This window comes from Labilibaculum euxinicum (genome assembly GCF_963678175.1).
GTDB lineage: Bacteria > Bacteroidota > Bacteroidia > Bacteroidales > Marinifilaceae > Labilibaculum > Labilibaculum euxinus.
Map to the genome: position 1 here is coordinate 1,273,701 of NZ_OY782756.1, position 14,681 is coordinate 1,288,381.

Annotated in this window: 13 protein-coding genes; 9 read left to right on the forward strand and 4 right to left on the reverse strand. The window is 36.9% G+C overall.

What is annotated here, in order from left to right; all coding sequences use genetic code 11:
• Positions 1-6 precede the first annotated feature (6 nt).
• From murD to ACY0M5_RS05520, 9 genes are read left to right on the forward strand one after another with little or no spacing between them, the layout of a single operon-like run.
• The gene (gene murD / locus ACY0M5_RS05480) at positions 7-1,344 is read left to right on the forward strand and encodes a UDP-N-acetylmuramoyl-L-alanine--D-glutamate ligase (RefSeq protein ID WP_461631059.1); all 1,338 of its coding nucleotides are present in this window, start codon (positions 7-9) and stop codon (positions 1,342-1,344) included.
• Between the two features lie 9 nt (positions 1,345-1,353).
• Positions 1,354-2,541 carry an FtsW/RodA/SpoVE family cell cycle protein gene (locus ACY0M5_RS05485; protein WP_101309396.1) on the forward strand — a complete coding sequence of 396 codons (1,188 nt, stop codon included), beginning with the start codon at positions 1,354-1,356 and terminating at the stop codon, positions 2,539-2,541.
• The gene (gene murG, locus ACY0M5_RS05490; protein ID WP_461631060.1) at positions 2,525-3,625 is read left to right on the forward strand and encodes an undecaprenyldiphospho-muramoylpentapeptide beta-N-acetylglucosaminyltransferase; all 1,101 of its coding nucleotides are present in this window, start codon (positions 2,525-2,527) and stop codon (positions 3,623-3,625) included. The genes ACY0M5_RS05485 and murG overlap by 17 nt, the downstream gene beginning before the upstream one ends.
• 3 nt (positions 3,626-3,628) lie before the next feature.
• Entirely contained in the window at positions 3,629-5,002 is a 1,374-nt protein-coding gene (gene murC, locus ACY0M5_RS05495; protein ID WP_461631061.1) for a UDP-N-acetylmuramate--L-alanine ligase, read from the forward strand.
• Positions 4,996-5,736: a cell division protein FtsQ/DivIB gene (locus ACY0M5_RS05500; protein WP_461631062.1), complete on the forward strand. Its 741-nt coding sequence runs from the start codon at positions 4,996-4,998 to the stop codon at positions 5,734-5,736. Before murC ends, ACY0M5_RS05500 begins: the two co-directional genes overlap by 7 nt.
• The gene (ftsA, locus tag ACY0M5_RS05505) at positions 5,729-6,991 is read left to right on the forward strand and encodes a cell division protein FtsA (protein ID WP_461631063.1); all 1,263 of its coding nucleotides are present in this window, start codon (positions 5,729-5,731) and stop codon (positions 6,989-6,991) included. The genes ACY0M5_RS05500 and ftsA overlap by 8 nt, the downstream gene beginning before the upstream one ends.
• 33 nt (positions 6,992-7,024) lie before the next feature.
• A complete protein-coding gene (gene ftsZ, locus ACY0M5_RS05510; RefSeq protein WP_461631064.1) occupies positions 7,025-8,335 on the forward strand; it encodes a cell division protein FtsZ in 1,311 nt (436 codons plus the stop codon).
• Between the two features lie 46 nt (positions 8,336-8,381).
• Positions 8,382-9,620 (forward strand): cell division protein FtsZ, encoded by a 1,239-nt coding sequence (ftsZ, locus tag ACY0M5_RS05515; protein WP_461631065.1) that lies wholly within the window; start codon positions 8,382-8,384, stop codon positions 9,618-9,620.
• A 41-nt stretch (positions 9,621-9,661) separates the two neighbouring features.
• Positions 9,662-10,108: a GatB/YqeY domain-containing protein gene (locus ACY0M5_RS05520; protein WP_124993908.1), complete on the forward strand. Its 447-nt coding sequence runs from the start codon at positions 9,662-9,664 to the stop codon at positions 10,106-10,108.
• 121 nt (positions 10,109-10,229) lie between these two features.
• Here ACY0M5_RS05520 and ACY0M5_RS05525 read toward each other — a convergent pair whose 3' ends face one another.
• The 4 genes from ACY0M5_RS05525 to lptC all read right to left on the reverse strand — a co-directional run bounded on the left by ACY0M5_RS05525 (position 10,230) and on the right by lptC (position 14,677).
• Positions 10,230-12,353 carry a peptidylprolyl isomerase gene (locus tag ACY0M5_RS05525; protein ID WP_461631066.1) on the reverse strand — a complete coding sequence of 708 codons (2,124 nt, stop codon included), beginning with the start codon at positions 12,351-12,353 and terminating at the stop codon, positions 10,230-10,232.
• 252 nt (positions 12,354-12,605) lie between these two features.
• Positions 12,606-13,862 (reverse strand): hemolysin family protein, encoded by a 1,257-nt coding sequence (locus ACY0M5_RS05530; RefSeq protein ID WP_461631067.1) that lies wholly within the window; start codon positions 13,860-13,862, stop codon positions 12,606-12,608.
• Positions 13,863-14,066 (reverse strand): hypothetical protein, encoded by a 204-nt coding sequence (locus ACY0M5_RS05535; RefSeq protein WP_124993905.1) that lies wholly within the window; start codon positions 14,064-14,066, stop codon positions 13,863-13,865.
• Positions 14,067-14,107: 41 nt separating this feature from the next.
• Positions 14,108-14,677 carry an LPS export ABC transporter periplasmic protein LptC gene (gene lptC, locus ACY0M5_RS05540; RefSeq protein WP_461631068.1) on the reverse strand — a complete coding sequence of 190 codons (570 nt, stop codon included), beginning with the start codon at positions 14,675-14,677 and terminating at the stop codon, positions 14,108-14,110.
• Positions 14,678-14,681: the final 4 nt, after the last annotated feature.

Below are 14,681 nucleotides of genomic sequence, written 5' to 3' on the forward strand. Positions count from 1 at the left end.
GTACAAATGGCAAAACGAATCGTCATATTAGGTGCAGGAGAAAGTGGTGTTGGTGCGGCTGTGTTGGCCAAATCAAAAGGCTTTGATGTGTTTGTTTCAGACTTAGGAGAAATAAGTCCCAAGTACAGGCTTGCGCTGAATAAGTATCAGCTTGATTTTGAGGAAAAGCAACATACTGAATCTCTTATTTTATCGGCAGATGAAGTTGTGAAAAGTCCTGGGATTCCTGATACAGCGCCTTTAATTGTTAAGCTGAAAGAAAAAAATATTCCTGTAATTTCTGAAATTGAATTTGCGGGAAGATTCTCCAATGCTAAAATGATATGTATAACCGGCAGTAACGGAAAAACAACAACAACTTTGCTTTTGTATCATATGCTGAAGAAGGCAGGATTGCATGTTGGTTTAGCCGGAAATGTAGGAGATAGTCTGGCTTGGCAGGTTGCCGAAAAAGATTATACGCATTATGTGGTTGAGTTGAGCAGTTTTCAGTTGGATGGGATGTATGATTTTAGAGCTAATATTGCTATACTGTTAAATATTACGCCGGATCATTTGGATCGGTACGATTATAAAATGGAAAATTACATCAATTCAAAATTCAGAATATTGCAAAATATGAAATCCGAGGATTCTTTTGTGTTTTGCACCGATGATGATATCATCAAAAAAGAATTAATGAATTGTGATACTCTTGCTCAATTATTGCCGTTTTCCGTTCAGGAAATAGAAGAAATGTGCGGATGGATTGAGAATGAACTTTTAAAAATTCAATACAACGAAAATCTCTTTTCTATGGATAAAAAAGATTTGTCTTTACCTGGAATTCACAACGTATATAATTCATTGGCATCAGGAATTGCCGGAAGTGTACTGCAAATTCGGAAGGAAGTAATTCGCGAAAGTTTAAGTGATTTTCAAGGTGTTGATCATCGATTGGAAAAGGTGGTTCGTGTAAGGGGAATTCAGTTTATTAATGATTCAAAAGCTACAAATATCAATTCTACGTGGTATGCATTGGAAAGTATGGATGAGCCGGTAGTTTGGATTGTTGGTGGAATTGATAAAGGAAACGATTATTCGGTTTTGGTCGATTTGGTGAAAGAAAAGGTGAAAGGAATTGTGTGTTTGGGTGTTGACAACTCTAAAATTCATGCAGCTTTTGATGGTAAAGTGGATTTTATAGTTGATGCCGGATCTATGAAAGAGGCAGTGACTCAAGCATATCAAATAGCCAGTAAGGAAGAGATTGTTTTGTTGTCTCCAGCTTGTGCAAGTTTCGATTTGTTCAAGAATTATGAAGACCGCGGAAATCAGTTCAAGGAAGAAGTAAGAAATTTATAAATTGAAGATATGGCGGGTTTTTTTAAGAATTTAAGCTTGAAGGGGGATAAAACCATCTGGATCATTATCTTTTTTCTTTCAATGATTTCTTTGCTGGTTGTATATAGTTCAACCGGAACACTTGCCTATAAGGTGAAAGGCGGGAATACATCCTATTTTTTCATTAAGCAATTGATTCTTTTGGGCGGTTGCTACATGATTATTTATGTAGTTCATCGGATACATTTTAAGGTATATTCCAGTTCAGCCAATCTGGTTCTGATCATTTCAATCGGATTGCTCATATTGGCAAAACTCGTTGGTACAAACTTAAACGATGCATCAAGGTGGATTACAATTCCTGGGATAGGGTTCAACTTTCAGCCGTCGGAGCTTGCTAAACTTGCCTTAATATTGCATGTTTCCAGAACATTGTCACGATATCAGGCTGAAGATTCCTGCAAAAAAGAGGCGTTTTGGCACATTGTTATTCCTGTAGGAATTGTGTGTTTGTTGATTTTTTTGGATGACTTTTCTACTTCAGTATTGTTGGGAGGCGTATGTTATTTGCTGATGTTTATTGGTAGAATAGCAAAAAAATATTTGTTTGGATCGGTGGGGGTTGTTTTGGGATTGGTGATTATGCTGATTGTAATGGCACCTCTGCTTCCCAGCATCGGACGTGTTCAAACCGTGCGGAGTCGAATCGTTAACTTTTTTGATAAAGACGAGTCAAATGTAAATAACAACCAGAATTATCAGGTAGAACAAGCAAAAATTGCAGTTGTTTCCGGGGGAATTTTCGGAAAGTTCCCAGGAAATAGCACACAGCGGAATTTCTTACCACATCCGTATTCTGATTTTATTTATGCCATTATTTTGGAAGAAATGGGCTGGATTGGAGGTTTTATCATACTGGCTTTTTATCTCATATTACTGTATCGCGCCGGCTTGATTGTCCGGAAATGCAATCGGACTTTTCCTGCATTGCTGGTGGTTGGTTTAACTTTAAGTATTGTTTTTCAGGCATTGACCAATATGGCAGTATCGGTTAATTTAATCCCGGTAACGGGACAACCTTTGCCTTTAGTGAGTATGGGAGGTACGTCACTAATTTTTACAAGTGCCGCCTTTGGAATGATACTAAGTGTGAGTAATTGGGTAAATGAGGAAGAGAAATTGAATGAAGAAGCAAAAGTAAATGAAGCAGAAAATTAAAATAATTGTTAGCGGAGGCGGAACAGGAGGCCATATATTTCCGGCTATTTCAATTGCAAATGCTTTAAAAGAAAAGCATAACGATTGTGAAATTTTATTTGTAGGAGCCGAAGGGAAAATGGAAATGGAAAAAGTTCCTTCTGCAGGATATAAAATAGTTGGATTGCCAATACGTGGACTTCAACGAAATTTTTCGAAGGAGAATTTGAAATTTTTTTCGAGACTGTTTAAAAGTTTGAGAAAAGCCAAGGCCATTGTTAAGGATTTTCAGCCCGACGCAGTTGTTGGTGTTGGAGGATATGCCAGTGGTCCGCTTTTACATGCAGCAGCTAAAATGGGAATTCCTACCGTAATTCAAGAGCAGAATTCGTATGCGGGAATAACGAACAAACTTTTGGCAAAAAAAGCAAAAAAGATTTGTGTGGCTTACGAAGGAATGGAACGGTTTTTTCCTGCTGACAAAATATTATTGACAGGAAATCCTGTTCGAAAAGATTTAATAAATATTGCTTTGAAAAAGCAGGAGGCAATGGCTCATTTTGAGTTAGATCCTGAAAAGAAAACCATTTTGGTTGTAGGGGGAAGTTTGGGAGCAAGAACCATTAATAATAGTATGTTGGGTTCGCTTTCAGCAATTTCAGATTCAGAAGTTCAGGTAATCTGGCAAACAGGAAAGTTTTACATTGAAAAGGTTCGCGAAGAATTGAAAAATTGGGACATCCCCGGATTAAAAGTTTTTGATTTTTTGGGGAGAATGGACTTGGCTTATGCTGCTGCCGATATGGTTATTTCAAGAGCCGGAGCGGGTACAATATCAGAACTATGCCTGGTGGAAAAGCCATGTATTTTGGTACCGTCACCTAATGTTTCAGAAGATCACCAAACCAAGAATGCCATGGCTCTGGTAAATAAGAATGCTGCGATAATGGTAAAAGATATTGATGCTGAAAAGGAATTGGTTGTGGAGGCATTAAAACTGATAAATGATGCAGATAAATTATCTGAGCTTTCGGCGAATTGCAAAGCTTTGGCGAAGCCCGATGCAGCAGATGAAATTGCAGAACAAATAATAGCATTAACATAGATTATGCAGATTAAGGATTATAAAAATATTTACTTTATCGGGATTGGTGGAATTGGCATGAGTGCTATAGCCCGCTACTTTAATTCCATTGGTAAGAATGTGTTTGGTTATGACCGAATGGCCACTCAGCTTACTGCGGAATTAACTGCGGAAGGTATTGGTATAACTTTTCAGGAAGATGTCGATCAAATTCCAGTACGTTATCAATCTAAGTATGATACTTTAGTAGTGTACACACCTGCTATTCCTGCAAATCATCCTCAATTGATTTATTTTCAGCAGCAACAATTTGAAATTATGAAGCGATCGCAGGTTCTGGGTTTGCTTTCCGATAATTTGAATGGTATAGGTATTGCCGGAACCCATGGTAAAACTACGGTTTCAACCATCACAGCGCATATTTTTAAAACATCAGCTTTAGATTGCAATGCTTTTTTAGGAGGAATTTCCCGCAACTATCAGTCTAATCTTTTACTGTCAAAAACCAGTCCTTGGATGATTCTTGAGGCTGATGAGTTTGATCGTTCATTTCTTCAATTACACCCGCAGTTGGCTGTAATTACCTCAATGGATGCTGATCATTTGGATATTTACGGCGATAAAAATGAATTGGAAAAGAGCTTTCAGGCTTTTGTTCATCAAATAAAGGAAGGGGGAATCCTTGTCTATAAAAAGGGATTGGTTCTCACTCATGATAAACTTTCGGCTTATACTTATTCATTAGAGGAGAAAGCAGATTTTTATGCTGAGAACATCAAATTAGTGGAAGGATTTTATCAATTTGATTTGGTGTATCCGGATGGAACAATTAAAGATTTGTTGTTCTCCTACCCAGGGAAGATTAATGTTGAAAATGCAATTGCAGCATCAGCTATGGCTCTTCTTTGCGGTGTTGAAGCTGATGAGTTGAGAAAAGCTCTTTCAACTTTTAAAGGAGTTAGAAGAAGGTTTGATTATCAAATCAGAAATGAAAAAATTGTTTTTATTGATGATTATGCACATCACCCAAAAGAGTTGTGGGAAAGTATATCATCGGTAAGGGAATTGTATCCTGAAAAGAAAATAACCGGAATATTTCAACCTCATTTATATTCACGAACAAGAGATTTTGCAGAAGGTTTTGCTGCAAGTTTAAATCTTTTAGATGAAGTCATTCTTTTGGATATTTATCCAGCCAGAGAATTGCCAATAGAAGGGGTTAATTCTGAAATTATTTTGAAAAACCTGAAGGTGCCAGCTAAATTATGTACTAAAGGTGATTTGATAGAGTTACTTAGAGAGAAAGAATTTGAAGTTTTACTAACTTTAGGTGCAGGCGATATCGACAAGTTGGTCGAGCCGATTAAAAATTTAATCTGCGAACGATTGGAATGCTAAAAAAAATTGCAAACACATTAATTTGGGTGTTCTTGCTGGGATACTTAATTGTAGTTTTTTCCTTTGCCAATGGCAAATCGGAGAAGCTGGTGTTTTCAGGTACACTGGTAAATGTGGTTGATAGTGTGAAAAGAGGTTTTGTAAACAATTCTGATGTTGAAAGAATTATTAAGAAAAAATATCCGGGAGTGGTAGGGACTACTATTTCCGAAGTTAATAAAGAAGCATTGGAGGATCTAATAGACAAGATTCCTTATGTGAAAAAATCGGAAGTGTACAATTCGCTTTCCGGAAAATTAATTGTTGAAATTAAACAACGCAACCCAATTGTGCGGATTTTATCGGGGAATGGATATTATATTGATACGGATGGAGAGAAAATGCCTTTGTCTGCAAATTTTACATCAAGGGTTTTGGTGGTTTCAGGGGCTGTAAATGATCAGTTGATAAAAGAAGAACTGTTTGAGTTGGTAAAATTTATTACAAATGATGAATTTTGGAAATCGCAGATCACACAAATTGATGTAGACAGAAACAAGGAGTACGTTTTAATTCCTCGTGTTGGAGCTCATAAAATTGAATTGGGGAGCATTGAAAACTACGAGCAGAAATTTCAAAAATTGAGAGCTTTGTATATCAAAGGATTTTCAAAAAAAGGTTGGAATACGTATAGTAAAATCAATTTGAAATATAAGAATCAGGTAGTTTGCACAAAAAAGAATTTAAATGACTAGCAGGAATAATATCATAGCAGCTATCGACATTGGCACAACTAAAATTGTTGCCATTATGGGAGAAGTAGACGCCGATGGAAGGTTGCGGATTATAGGTATGGAAAAAACCGTATCGAGGGGCGTTAAGAGGGGAGTGATTCATAGTATTGAAGATACAATTGGTGCTATCAGTGAGGTAGTTGATCGATTGGCGGAGAAAACTAACAAAGACATTTCTACAGTTTATGTAGGTATTGCCGGACAGCATATACGGAGCATAAAGAACCGACAGTTTAAATACATCCAAAATGGAATAGGTGAAATTACTAAACAGGATGTTGAGGAAATCATAAATGAGAATTTTAGGATTCCAATTGAGATTGGAGAACAAATACTGCATGTGATTCCGCAAGATTACGTAGTTGACAAGGAGGCTGGCATTCGGAATCCAATAGGAATGGCCGGACGAAGGCTGGACGGGAATTTCAATATTATTATTGGAAGAACTGCATCTGCACGCAATATTGTGAAATGTGTGAAGGAAGTTGGATTGGAAATTGAAGAATTGGTTTTGGAACCTTTAGCTTCTTCTTTATCTGTGTTAAGCGAAGAAGAAAAAGAGGCTGGAGTTGTTTTGGTTGATATTGGTGGCGGAACTACGGATATTACAGTTTATTTTGATGGTATACTAAGGCATACTGCAGTAATTCCTTTTGGTGGCGATATTGTTACCCGAGACATAAAGGAAGGTTGCTCGGTACTTATAAAACAGGCCGAAGCTTTAAAAATTCAGTTTGGAGAAGCTGTCGCTGATTTAGTAGACGAAGAAAAGGTGGTTACCATTCCAAGTGTTGGTGGTTGGGATCCAAAGGAAATTTCTTTTAAAACCTTGGCTCAAATCATTCAATGCCGAATGGAGGAGATTATTGACAGTGTTAAATTTCAAATCGAAATTACAGGACTGCACGATAAAATTGGTGCCGGAATTGTATTAACAGGTGGAGGTGCATTACTGACGAATCTTGACGTGCTGACTCAAAAACAAACAGGAATAGATGTTCGCATAGGCTATCCCGGAGCATCATCTAAAATAATTTTAGATGAAACCTTAAATCAGCCAATTTATGCAACAGGAATTGGATTGATGCTAAAAGGTTTGAATAAACCTCGTAAAAAAATTCAGAATCAGAATACAGACAAAAATAAAACAGGCAAAAAGAAAGGATTTCAGAAATTTTTTAGTGCTTTGTTTGATACTGATGATTTAAAAATGTAAATAAAATATTGTAACCCTAATACTTGTGACATCATGATTGACGAATTGTTACCGGTTGATTTTGAACCTAAAGAGAAATCCATTATAAAAGTGATTGGTGTGGGTGGCGGTGGAAGTAACGCTGTTAATCACATGTTAAAAGAAGGAATCACGGGGGTCGATTTTGTAATATGTAATACTGATTCTCAGGCTTTGGAAAACAGTCAGGTGCCGATTAAGGTACAGCTTGGTAAATCACTTACCGAGGGTAGAGGAGCTGGAAACAAACCTGAAAGAGGACGGGAATCTGCACTTGAAAGTATTGATGACATCAATAAAGTTTTAAGTGAGAAAACCAAAATGATATTTGTGACTGCCGGTATGGGAGGTGGAACCGGTACAGGTGCAGCTCCTATAATTGCAGAAACAGCCAGAAAGCAAGGAGTCCTAACTGTTGGAATTGTAACGATCCCATTTCGATTTGAGGGGAAAAGAAGAATTGAGCAGGCGATGGAAGGAATTGCAAATCTGGAAAAGCATGTGGATGCACTTCTAATCATCAATAACGAAAAGTTGAGGATGATGTATGGTGATTTAAAATTATCGGATGCCTTTGCAAAGGCTGATGATGTTTTATCTATTGCCGCCAAAAGTATTGCTGAAATAATTACTGTTCATGGTTATGTAAATGTCGATTTTGCCGATGTGGAAACCGTGATGAGGGATAGTGGTGTAGCCGTAATGGGATCAGCTTCTGCTACAGGTGAAGACAGAGCGCTTCGTGCTATTGAAGAGGCACTTACATCTCCGTTATTGAATAGTAATAATATTTGCGGAGCAAGAAATATCTTATTAAATATCATCTCGGGTAAAGATGAGGTGACCATGCAGGAGGTTAGTGTGATTACCGATTACGTTCACGATGTAGTGGGTGACGAGGTGAGTATTATTTGGGGAAATGGTAATAGTGATAGATTGGACGATGAATTAAGCGTTACAATTATTGCTACCGGATTTTCCGAAAGCCCTATTCCTGAATTAAGTATAGAACCTCGGAAATCAGTTCAAAATGAAGCTCCTAAATTGGAGCTGATTATTGAGAATCCAGCCGAAGCTGAGGAGATTGCGGCAATGAAGAAGCGGGAGGAAAGGCAACGAAGAGAAGAGTTGATGAGAAAACGCTCCGATGAAGACCGTGAGGAGTATGAGGTAACAGAAGAGAAAAAAACGCCTGTAACTAAAAGTAAGGAACCTATTGAAGTTGAGGAAGAAAGTGGAGAAGAGGAACATAAAAAAGGAAGCCTCGACAATTGGTTTAAAGATAAGTTTACACAGATATTTGATAATAATGATTCTTCGATGTAGCGTTTTAAGTTGCGTGAAATCATAAAAGAGATAATTTTAGATATTAATGACTGAGGATTTAATTGATTTTAGTTTGCAGGAAAATGAATCATCGATTATAAAAGTAATTGGTGTTGGTGGTGGTGGCGGTAACGCTGTAAATTATATGTATAAGCAGGGCATAAAAGATGTGGATTTTGTCATTTGCAATACTGATGCCCAGGCCCTTGAAACAAGTGAAATTCCTGTGAAAATTCAGTTGGGTGAATCGCTGACTGAAGGTCGTGGTGCGGGTAACAAACCCGAGCGGGGTGAGCAATCCGCGATTGAGAATTTGGAAGATATAATTGAAGTGCTGGCTGATAATACCAAAATGGTTTTTATTACTGCTGGTATGGGAGGAGGAACAGGTACAGGTGCCGCTCCGGTTATCGCGAAAGCGGCTAAAGAAATGGGGATTTTAACGGTGGGTATTGTTACGATACCATTTCGTTTTGAAGGACGCCAGCGATTGCACCAGGCCATTGAAGGAATCAATAAATTAAAAGAGAATGTGGATTCCCTTTTAGTGATAAACAATGAAAAGCTAAGCGAAATTTACGGCGATTTAAAGTTGTCTACAGCCTTTTCCAAGGCGGATGATGTGTTGGCAACCGCAGCTAAAGGAATTGCTGAGATTATAACGCTTCACGGTTATATCAACGTAGATTTTGAAGATGTAAAAACAGTAATGACAGATAGTGGGGTTGCAGTAATGGGATCTGCTTCGGCCGAGGGAGAGGATCGTGCTGTTAATGCCATTCGTGAGGCTCTTACATCACCATTATTGAACAGCAATGATGTTAGAGGAGCCCGAAATATTCTCTTAAATATTAGTTCCGGTCAGGAAGAGGTAACCATGGATGAGGTGGGACAAATAACCGACTACGTTCAGGAAGCTGTTGGCGATAGTGCTTCTATTATTTGGGGTACAGGGCAGGATTTGGCATTAGGAAAAAAAGTATCGGTTACAATCATAGCAACGGGTTTCGATAATGGTTTAATTCCAGAGGAGAAGGCGACACCCAAAACTGCATCTTTTCAGGCTGGCAGAGGACGCAACAGTGCTGTCGATCAAGTAAAAACTATTTTAGAAGAAGAGGCGAATGAAAAATCGGAAGAGAATCAGTTAATCTTGACAGATTTGAAGGATACTGAAATTGATGAAATTGAAAATATTCCTGCTTACAAGCGAAAACTGAAGAATATAGACAACCAGAAATTTCAATCGGGTAAGGTTATTCGCTTTACTTTAGACGAAGAGTAGTCATACAGTCATAATCTTATAGAAACTTAAAATACAGAACAATGGGTTTATTAGAACAGATCAATTCAGATATAAAAACTGCCATGAAGGCGAAGGAAAGAGACAGATTGGAAGCACTCCGAGCTGTAAAAACAGCTTTTACCATGGAAATGACAAAAACAGGAGCTGCCGATATCGACAATGATTCTGCACTTAAGATCATTCAGCGATTGGTGAAACAACGTAAAGATTCTGCCAGTACATTCACTGCCGGAGGGCGTGGAGATTTAGCCGAGAAGGAACTTCTGGAATTAAGTTATTTAGAGGTTTATCTTCCTGCTCAATTGTCTGATGAAGATTTGACCGTTGCCGTTCAGGGAATCATTACTAAAACCGGAGCATCTTCCATGAAAGATATGGGGAAAGTAATGGGATTGGCTTCCAAAGAATTAACAGGTAAAGCTGATGGTAAAGCCATTGCTGATAAAGTTAAGGAGCTTTTGTCCTAGTTTTATAAGGAATTTTAAGAGGTGCTGCATTTGTAGCATCTCTTTTTTTATGGATAAACTTAAATGCACAAAAAAAGCGGGATGATAATTTATCATCCCGCTTTTTAATGAGTTTTACTCTCTAATAAAACTTGTATCTTTTATCAATAACATTTGCATTTTCTTTCAATGCCTGAAATGCCTGATAGTTTGTTCTGTATTGATATCCTTGCTCTAATCTTGATTTAAAAGCTTGAACGGTAACATCAGAAACTTCATCGCTGTTTTCGTTAGTAATAACAAGCATGTAAACACCTTGATTGCCTTCAACAGGAGATGAAATTTTACCTTTCTCCAGCATTGAAGCTGTACTTATTACTTTAGGCTCAATCCCTGCACCAGGAATCTGAAACGATTGGAAACTGATACCTGTTGCAGTTTTAACTTCTAAGTTTTCTTTTTGTGCCACAGAAAGCAAACTTTGAGCTCCGGCACTACTCTTTGTCATCTCAGCAATAATTAGTTCAGCTTTTTTATCTTTTCTGATCGCTCTCTTGATTTCAGAAACCTTATCTTGAATAGATGCAATTCCTTCTTCTTTTATATCAGAAAGGATCGCAACAACAAATTTGTTTCCAAATTCGAAAACTGCAGAGTTATCATTATTCAATAAAATACTCTCCATATTATCCGTGTTGTAGGCAGCTCTAACAAGATCTCTTGAATTTTCCAGTCCGGGGATCAATTTAGTTTCTCTTTTAAGATTTGCTGTTCTACGATTTAAACCATCAGCAGTGCTTGCTTTCTCGAACGCATTTTTGTCAAGATTGTTTCCTGCAAAAGTACGGGCTTTAGCATAAGCTGCCTGAATTGTTTTTTGACTGGCTTCAACCTTACGGTCAACAATAGCAAGTTGAACTTTTTTCACTGCCTTACTCATATTGGTAACCTGAATAACGTGAGCTCCAAATTGAGTCAGAACAACTTTTACTTCATTCTTTTTCGAAGAGAAAGCAGCATCGTTGAATGGCTGAACCATTTTTCCTTGAGTAAACCATCCTAAGTCACCACCATTAACAGCAGAACCTTGATCTGATGAGTTTTCTTTTGCTAAAACAGCAAACTTAGCTCCTTTATCAAGTAAAGCTTTTAAACTGTCAGCTTTTGCTTCAGCACCTTTATAATCACCATTAACAGGACGAATTAGAATGTGACGGGCTTTTACTGAATCAGGAAGCATTTTTACTTCATGCAGTTTTGCCATTTTATACATTTCGTTTTCGAAGTAAGGGCCAAATACATCACCTTTATTTGCAGAGAACGCGAATGCGTTAAGATCAGCATTTGTGATTTCGTCTTGTTTGAAATAGTAAGCATTAAAATCGCTGTCGCCATTCAATTCTACAAATTGAACGTCATTGCTTTCATTTGTGAAGTCTTCTTTCAAGTCAACAATCCATTTTTCAGTTGCTTTGTAATCTTCAGTAGAAGGTATAACGTCAAATGATACGTAATCAATCTTTCTTGATTCTGTTTGTTTGAACAGATCTTCGTGTTTACTATAGTAATCTCTGATTTCAGATTCAGTTACATTAATAGTACTGTCTGGAATTAGATTGTAACTTTTCACAATATAATTGAAATCTACTTTTTTACTTCCTTTAGTTGCCATGTCTTTAACCAATACATTTGGCATGTAAAGACCTTTTTGAACTAAGGTATTGTACTTAACAAGATTTCTTTGCGTAATAATTGATTCTTCGATGTTTAACCAGTAAGCTTTTTGAGGAGTTCCATTAGGAGCTGCAATTAATTTCTTAAGAGTTGCAACAACTTGATCCTTATCAACCAATCCGTTTTCGTTTTGAAATAACTGACGAATAGCAGGATCGATATTTCTACCTTGAACCATATCAAATAATTCCTCAGAAGAAATAGAAATTCCCAACTCATCATACTCACGGTTCATTACAAATTCCTGAACCATCTGTTGCCAAACCTGCTCTCTTAAACGCTCAATCTGTTCCGATGGAATTGAGTTCTGTCCGGACATGAGTTTGTTAATCTCAAGACTATGATTGAATCGGTTTTGGAAATCACGGATGTTTACTGATTCCCCTGCAATTTCTGCCATCTCATTTCGTGAGTTTGCTAATAACGAACCACCTGATTTTAGAGCATCTCCAGCAATAAATGCAAGAAGAGCACCACCAATAATGATCCCTATAAAAACACCACGATTTCTTATTTTTTGTAATGTTGCCATCGAAAAAGATTTAAATATTCTTAATTAGGCTACGAATATACAAAAAAATGGGAAATGATCGCTTTTTATTGCAATTGGATTACTCGCTTTTATAGTAAAATAAAAAGAGACTTGAAAGTAATTATTTCTATCTGGAATAATATTGACCTGATCCTACTTACAATTGAGGATGCGGACATACCCGGATATCTATTTTGGATATAAATAGAGATGATTTAAATGAGGATAAGAAAATTGGGGATGAAGGATATTTTATAGAATTGTTAAGCGTATTTTAATAACACGTGTATTGCTTACTTCCAAAATTTTAAAATTGAAATTTTCAATGCGAATTGTTTCATTATACGTGGGAATACTTTCGTGAGTGAAAATAAGAAAGCCGTTTAATGTTTCAAAGTCTTCTGATACAGGCAGGTTAAGTTCATACTTGTCATTCAGATAATCTATTTCCAAACGGCCTGCGAAAATGTATTCTGTATCTGAAATTTTCTGTTCTTCCAGATCTACGTCATCATGTTCATCTTCAATTTCGCCAAATATCTCTTCCATGATGTCTTCGATGGTAACCATTCCCGCTGTTCCTCCAAATTCATCAACCACTACGGCAACACTTTTATGTTCGCGCGTAAAAAGATTTAGTAATTTATGAGCGGGCATTGTTTCGGGTACAATAATAATATTGCTTAAGCCTGCCTTTATACTTTGTGGATTTTTAAAAATTACAGACGAGTGTATATAACCAACAATATTGTCGATTGAATCTTTGTAGATTAAAATTCTGGAGTATCCGGTTTCTATAAAACGTTGCGTCAGGCTTGAAATATCACCATTAATTTCCATTGCCTCAATTTCATTTCGGGGCACAATGCATTCGCGCAATTTCACTTTTGAAAAATCGAGCGCATTTCTAAATATTTTTATGTCGTGAAGATCGTCTTCGGCTATGGTTTGGGCATCATGGCCTTCCTGTACCAAATGATCCAGATCAACTTTCCCAAAAGCCTGCGTTTCTTCTTCTTCGGTAATGTTAGTTTTAAAAATTTTTCGGATAATATTTTTTGATAGGAATATAGTGAACGATGTTATCGGATAGAATAAAATGTAAAAAAACATCACCGGAAGGGCAAACAGGTTCAAAGCCATGTTTGGATTGATCCTAAAAAGGGTTTTGGGTATAAACTCTGCAGTAACCAGAATTAATATGGTTGAAAGAAATGTTTGAACAGCCAGTATTATTGAATCGGAATCAATCCATAGCGCTATAGAAGGTTCCAATAACTTAGCCATAAGAATACCATATATTACAAGGGCAATGTTGTTGCCAACGAGCATGGTACTAATATAATGTCCTGGGTTTTGAGAAAAAATAGAAATAACCTTAGCCGAAACTGTATTTTTGTTTCGATCAAGCTCCATTCGCAACTTGTTTGCGGCAATAAAAGCAATTTCCATTCCTGAGAAAAATGCCGATAAGGCCAACATGATAAAAATGATGATCAGCTCGTTCATTTATTTCCGGGCTTTGTTTTTCTCTTGTAATTTCCGCATGTATCTTCTCCAAACATACATTAAACCAGCAATGCCGGCGATAACATACAGCATAATACTTTCAGCAAATCCGTAATCAATTGTTTTGTGTACAGCAGCAATCAAGCCAACAATCATAACGATTAACCAGATGATTTCTAAAATGAAAGGGAGTTTTTGTTTCATGTGTTAAATGATTTTAGATGCAATATAGTACGATTTTATTCTTATTGTTCTGTTTCATCATTTAAATATACTTCACCAGTAACTTTTTTGAGGGTAATCTTATCCATTTTATCATCAGAAGAAAAACCGATTCCTTCCAAAACCTGACCATCATCTGTGGTAATTCTAACATATTGATCCGAATAAATGAGACCTTTACCTTGATCCCAATACATTAATTCGGTATTTATGGTTTTCCCGTCATCACTAACAGCAATAACTTTATTTCTTAGTTCCCACAATTGATCTGAGGTAAAGTGTTTGGCATAATTTGCTTCTATTTGTCCTGCAACAGTTCCGTCATCGTCATAGGAAGTAATTTTTCCTCCTTTTGGGAAATCCTGATACTCTTTATCTTCGGTTTTCACATCAATAAATTCAACCGCAAAAGCACGATATTTAATTCGTGTTGAATCAGTGAAAATAAATTCAACATCTTTGCCCGAACGCTCCGGGGTTTTTTCGTTACTTGTAATACTTTGTACCTCTTTAATACTGTTTTTACAAGACAAAAGCATTGTAATCCCGGAAAGGATCACAATGCTTTTGATAATATTATTGATATTTTTCAATGTT

What these genes read in the sequence shown, in the direction of transcription:
- ftsZ (WP_461631065.1), top strand. Translation starts at nt 8,382, where the DNA reads ATGACTGAGGATTTAATTGATTTTAGTTTGCAGGAAAATGAATCATCG.
- ftsA (WP_461631063.1), top strand. Translation starts at nt 5,729, where the DNA reads ATGACTAGCAGGAATAATATCATAGCAGCTATCGACATTGGCACAACT.
- ftsZ (WP_461631064.1), top strand. Translation starts at nt 7,025, where the DNA reads ATGATTGACGAATTGTTACCGGTTGATTTTGAACCTAAAGAGAAATCC.
- ACY0M5_RS05530 (WP_461631067.1), bottom strand. Translation starts at nt 13,862, where the DNA reads ATGAACGAGCTGATCATCATTTTTATCATGTTGGCCTTATCGGCATTT.
- ACY0M5_RS05535 (WP_124993905.1), bottom strand. Translation starts at nt 14,066, where the DNA reads ATGAAACAAAAACTCCCTTTCATTTTAGAAATCATCTGGTTAATCGTT.
- murC (WP_461631061.1), top strand. Translation starts at nt 3,629, where the DNA reads ATGCAGATTAAGGATTATAAAAATATTTACTTTATCGGGATTGGTGGA.
- ACY0M5_RS05500 (WP_461631062.1), top strand. Translation starts at nt 4,996, where the DNA reads ATGCTAAAAAAAATTGCAAACACATTAATTTGGGTGTTCTTGCTGGGA.
- murD (WP_461631059.1), top strand. Translation starts at nt 7, where the DNA reads ATGGCAAAACGAATCGTCATATTAGGTGCAGGAGAAAGTGGTGTTGGT.
- ACY0M5_RS05520 (WP_124993908.1), top strand. Translation starts at nt 9,662, where the DNA reads ATGGGTTTATTAGAACAGATCAATTCAGATATAAAAACTGCCATGAAG.
- ACY0M5_RS05485 (WP_101309396.1), top strand. Translation starts at nt 1,354, where the DNA reads ATGGCGGGTTTTTTTAAGAATTTAAGCTTGAAGGGGGATAAAACCATC.
- ACY0M5_RS05525 (WP_461631066.1), bottom strand. Translation starts at nt 12,353, where the DNA reads ATGGCAACATTACAAAAAATAAGAAATCGTGGTGTTTTTATAGGGATC.
- murG (WP_461631060.1), top strand. Translation starts at nt 2,525, where the DNA reads ATGAAGCAGAAAATTAAAATAATTGTTAGCGGAGGCGGAACAGGAGGC.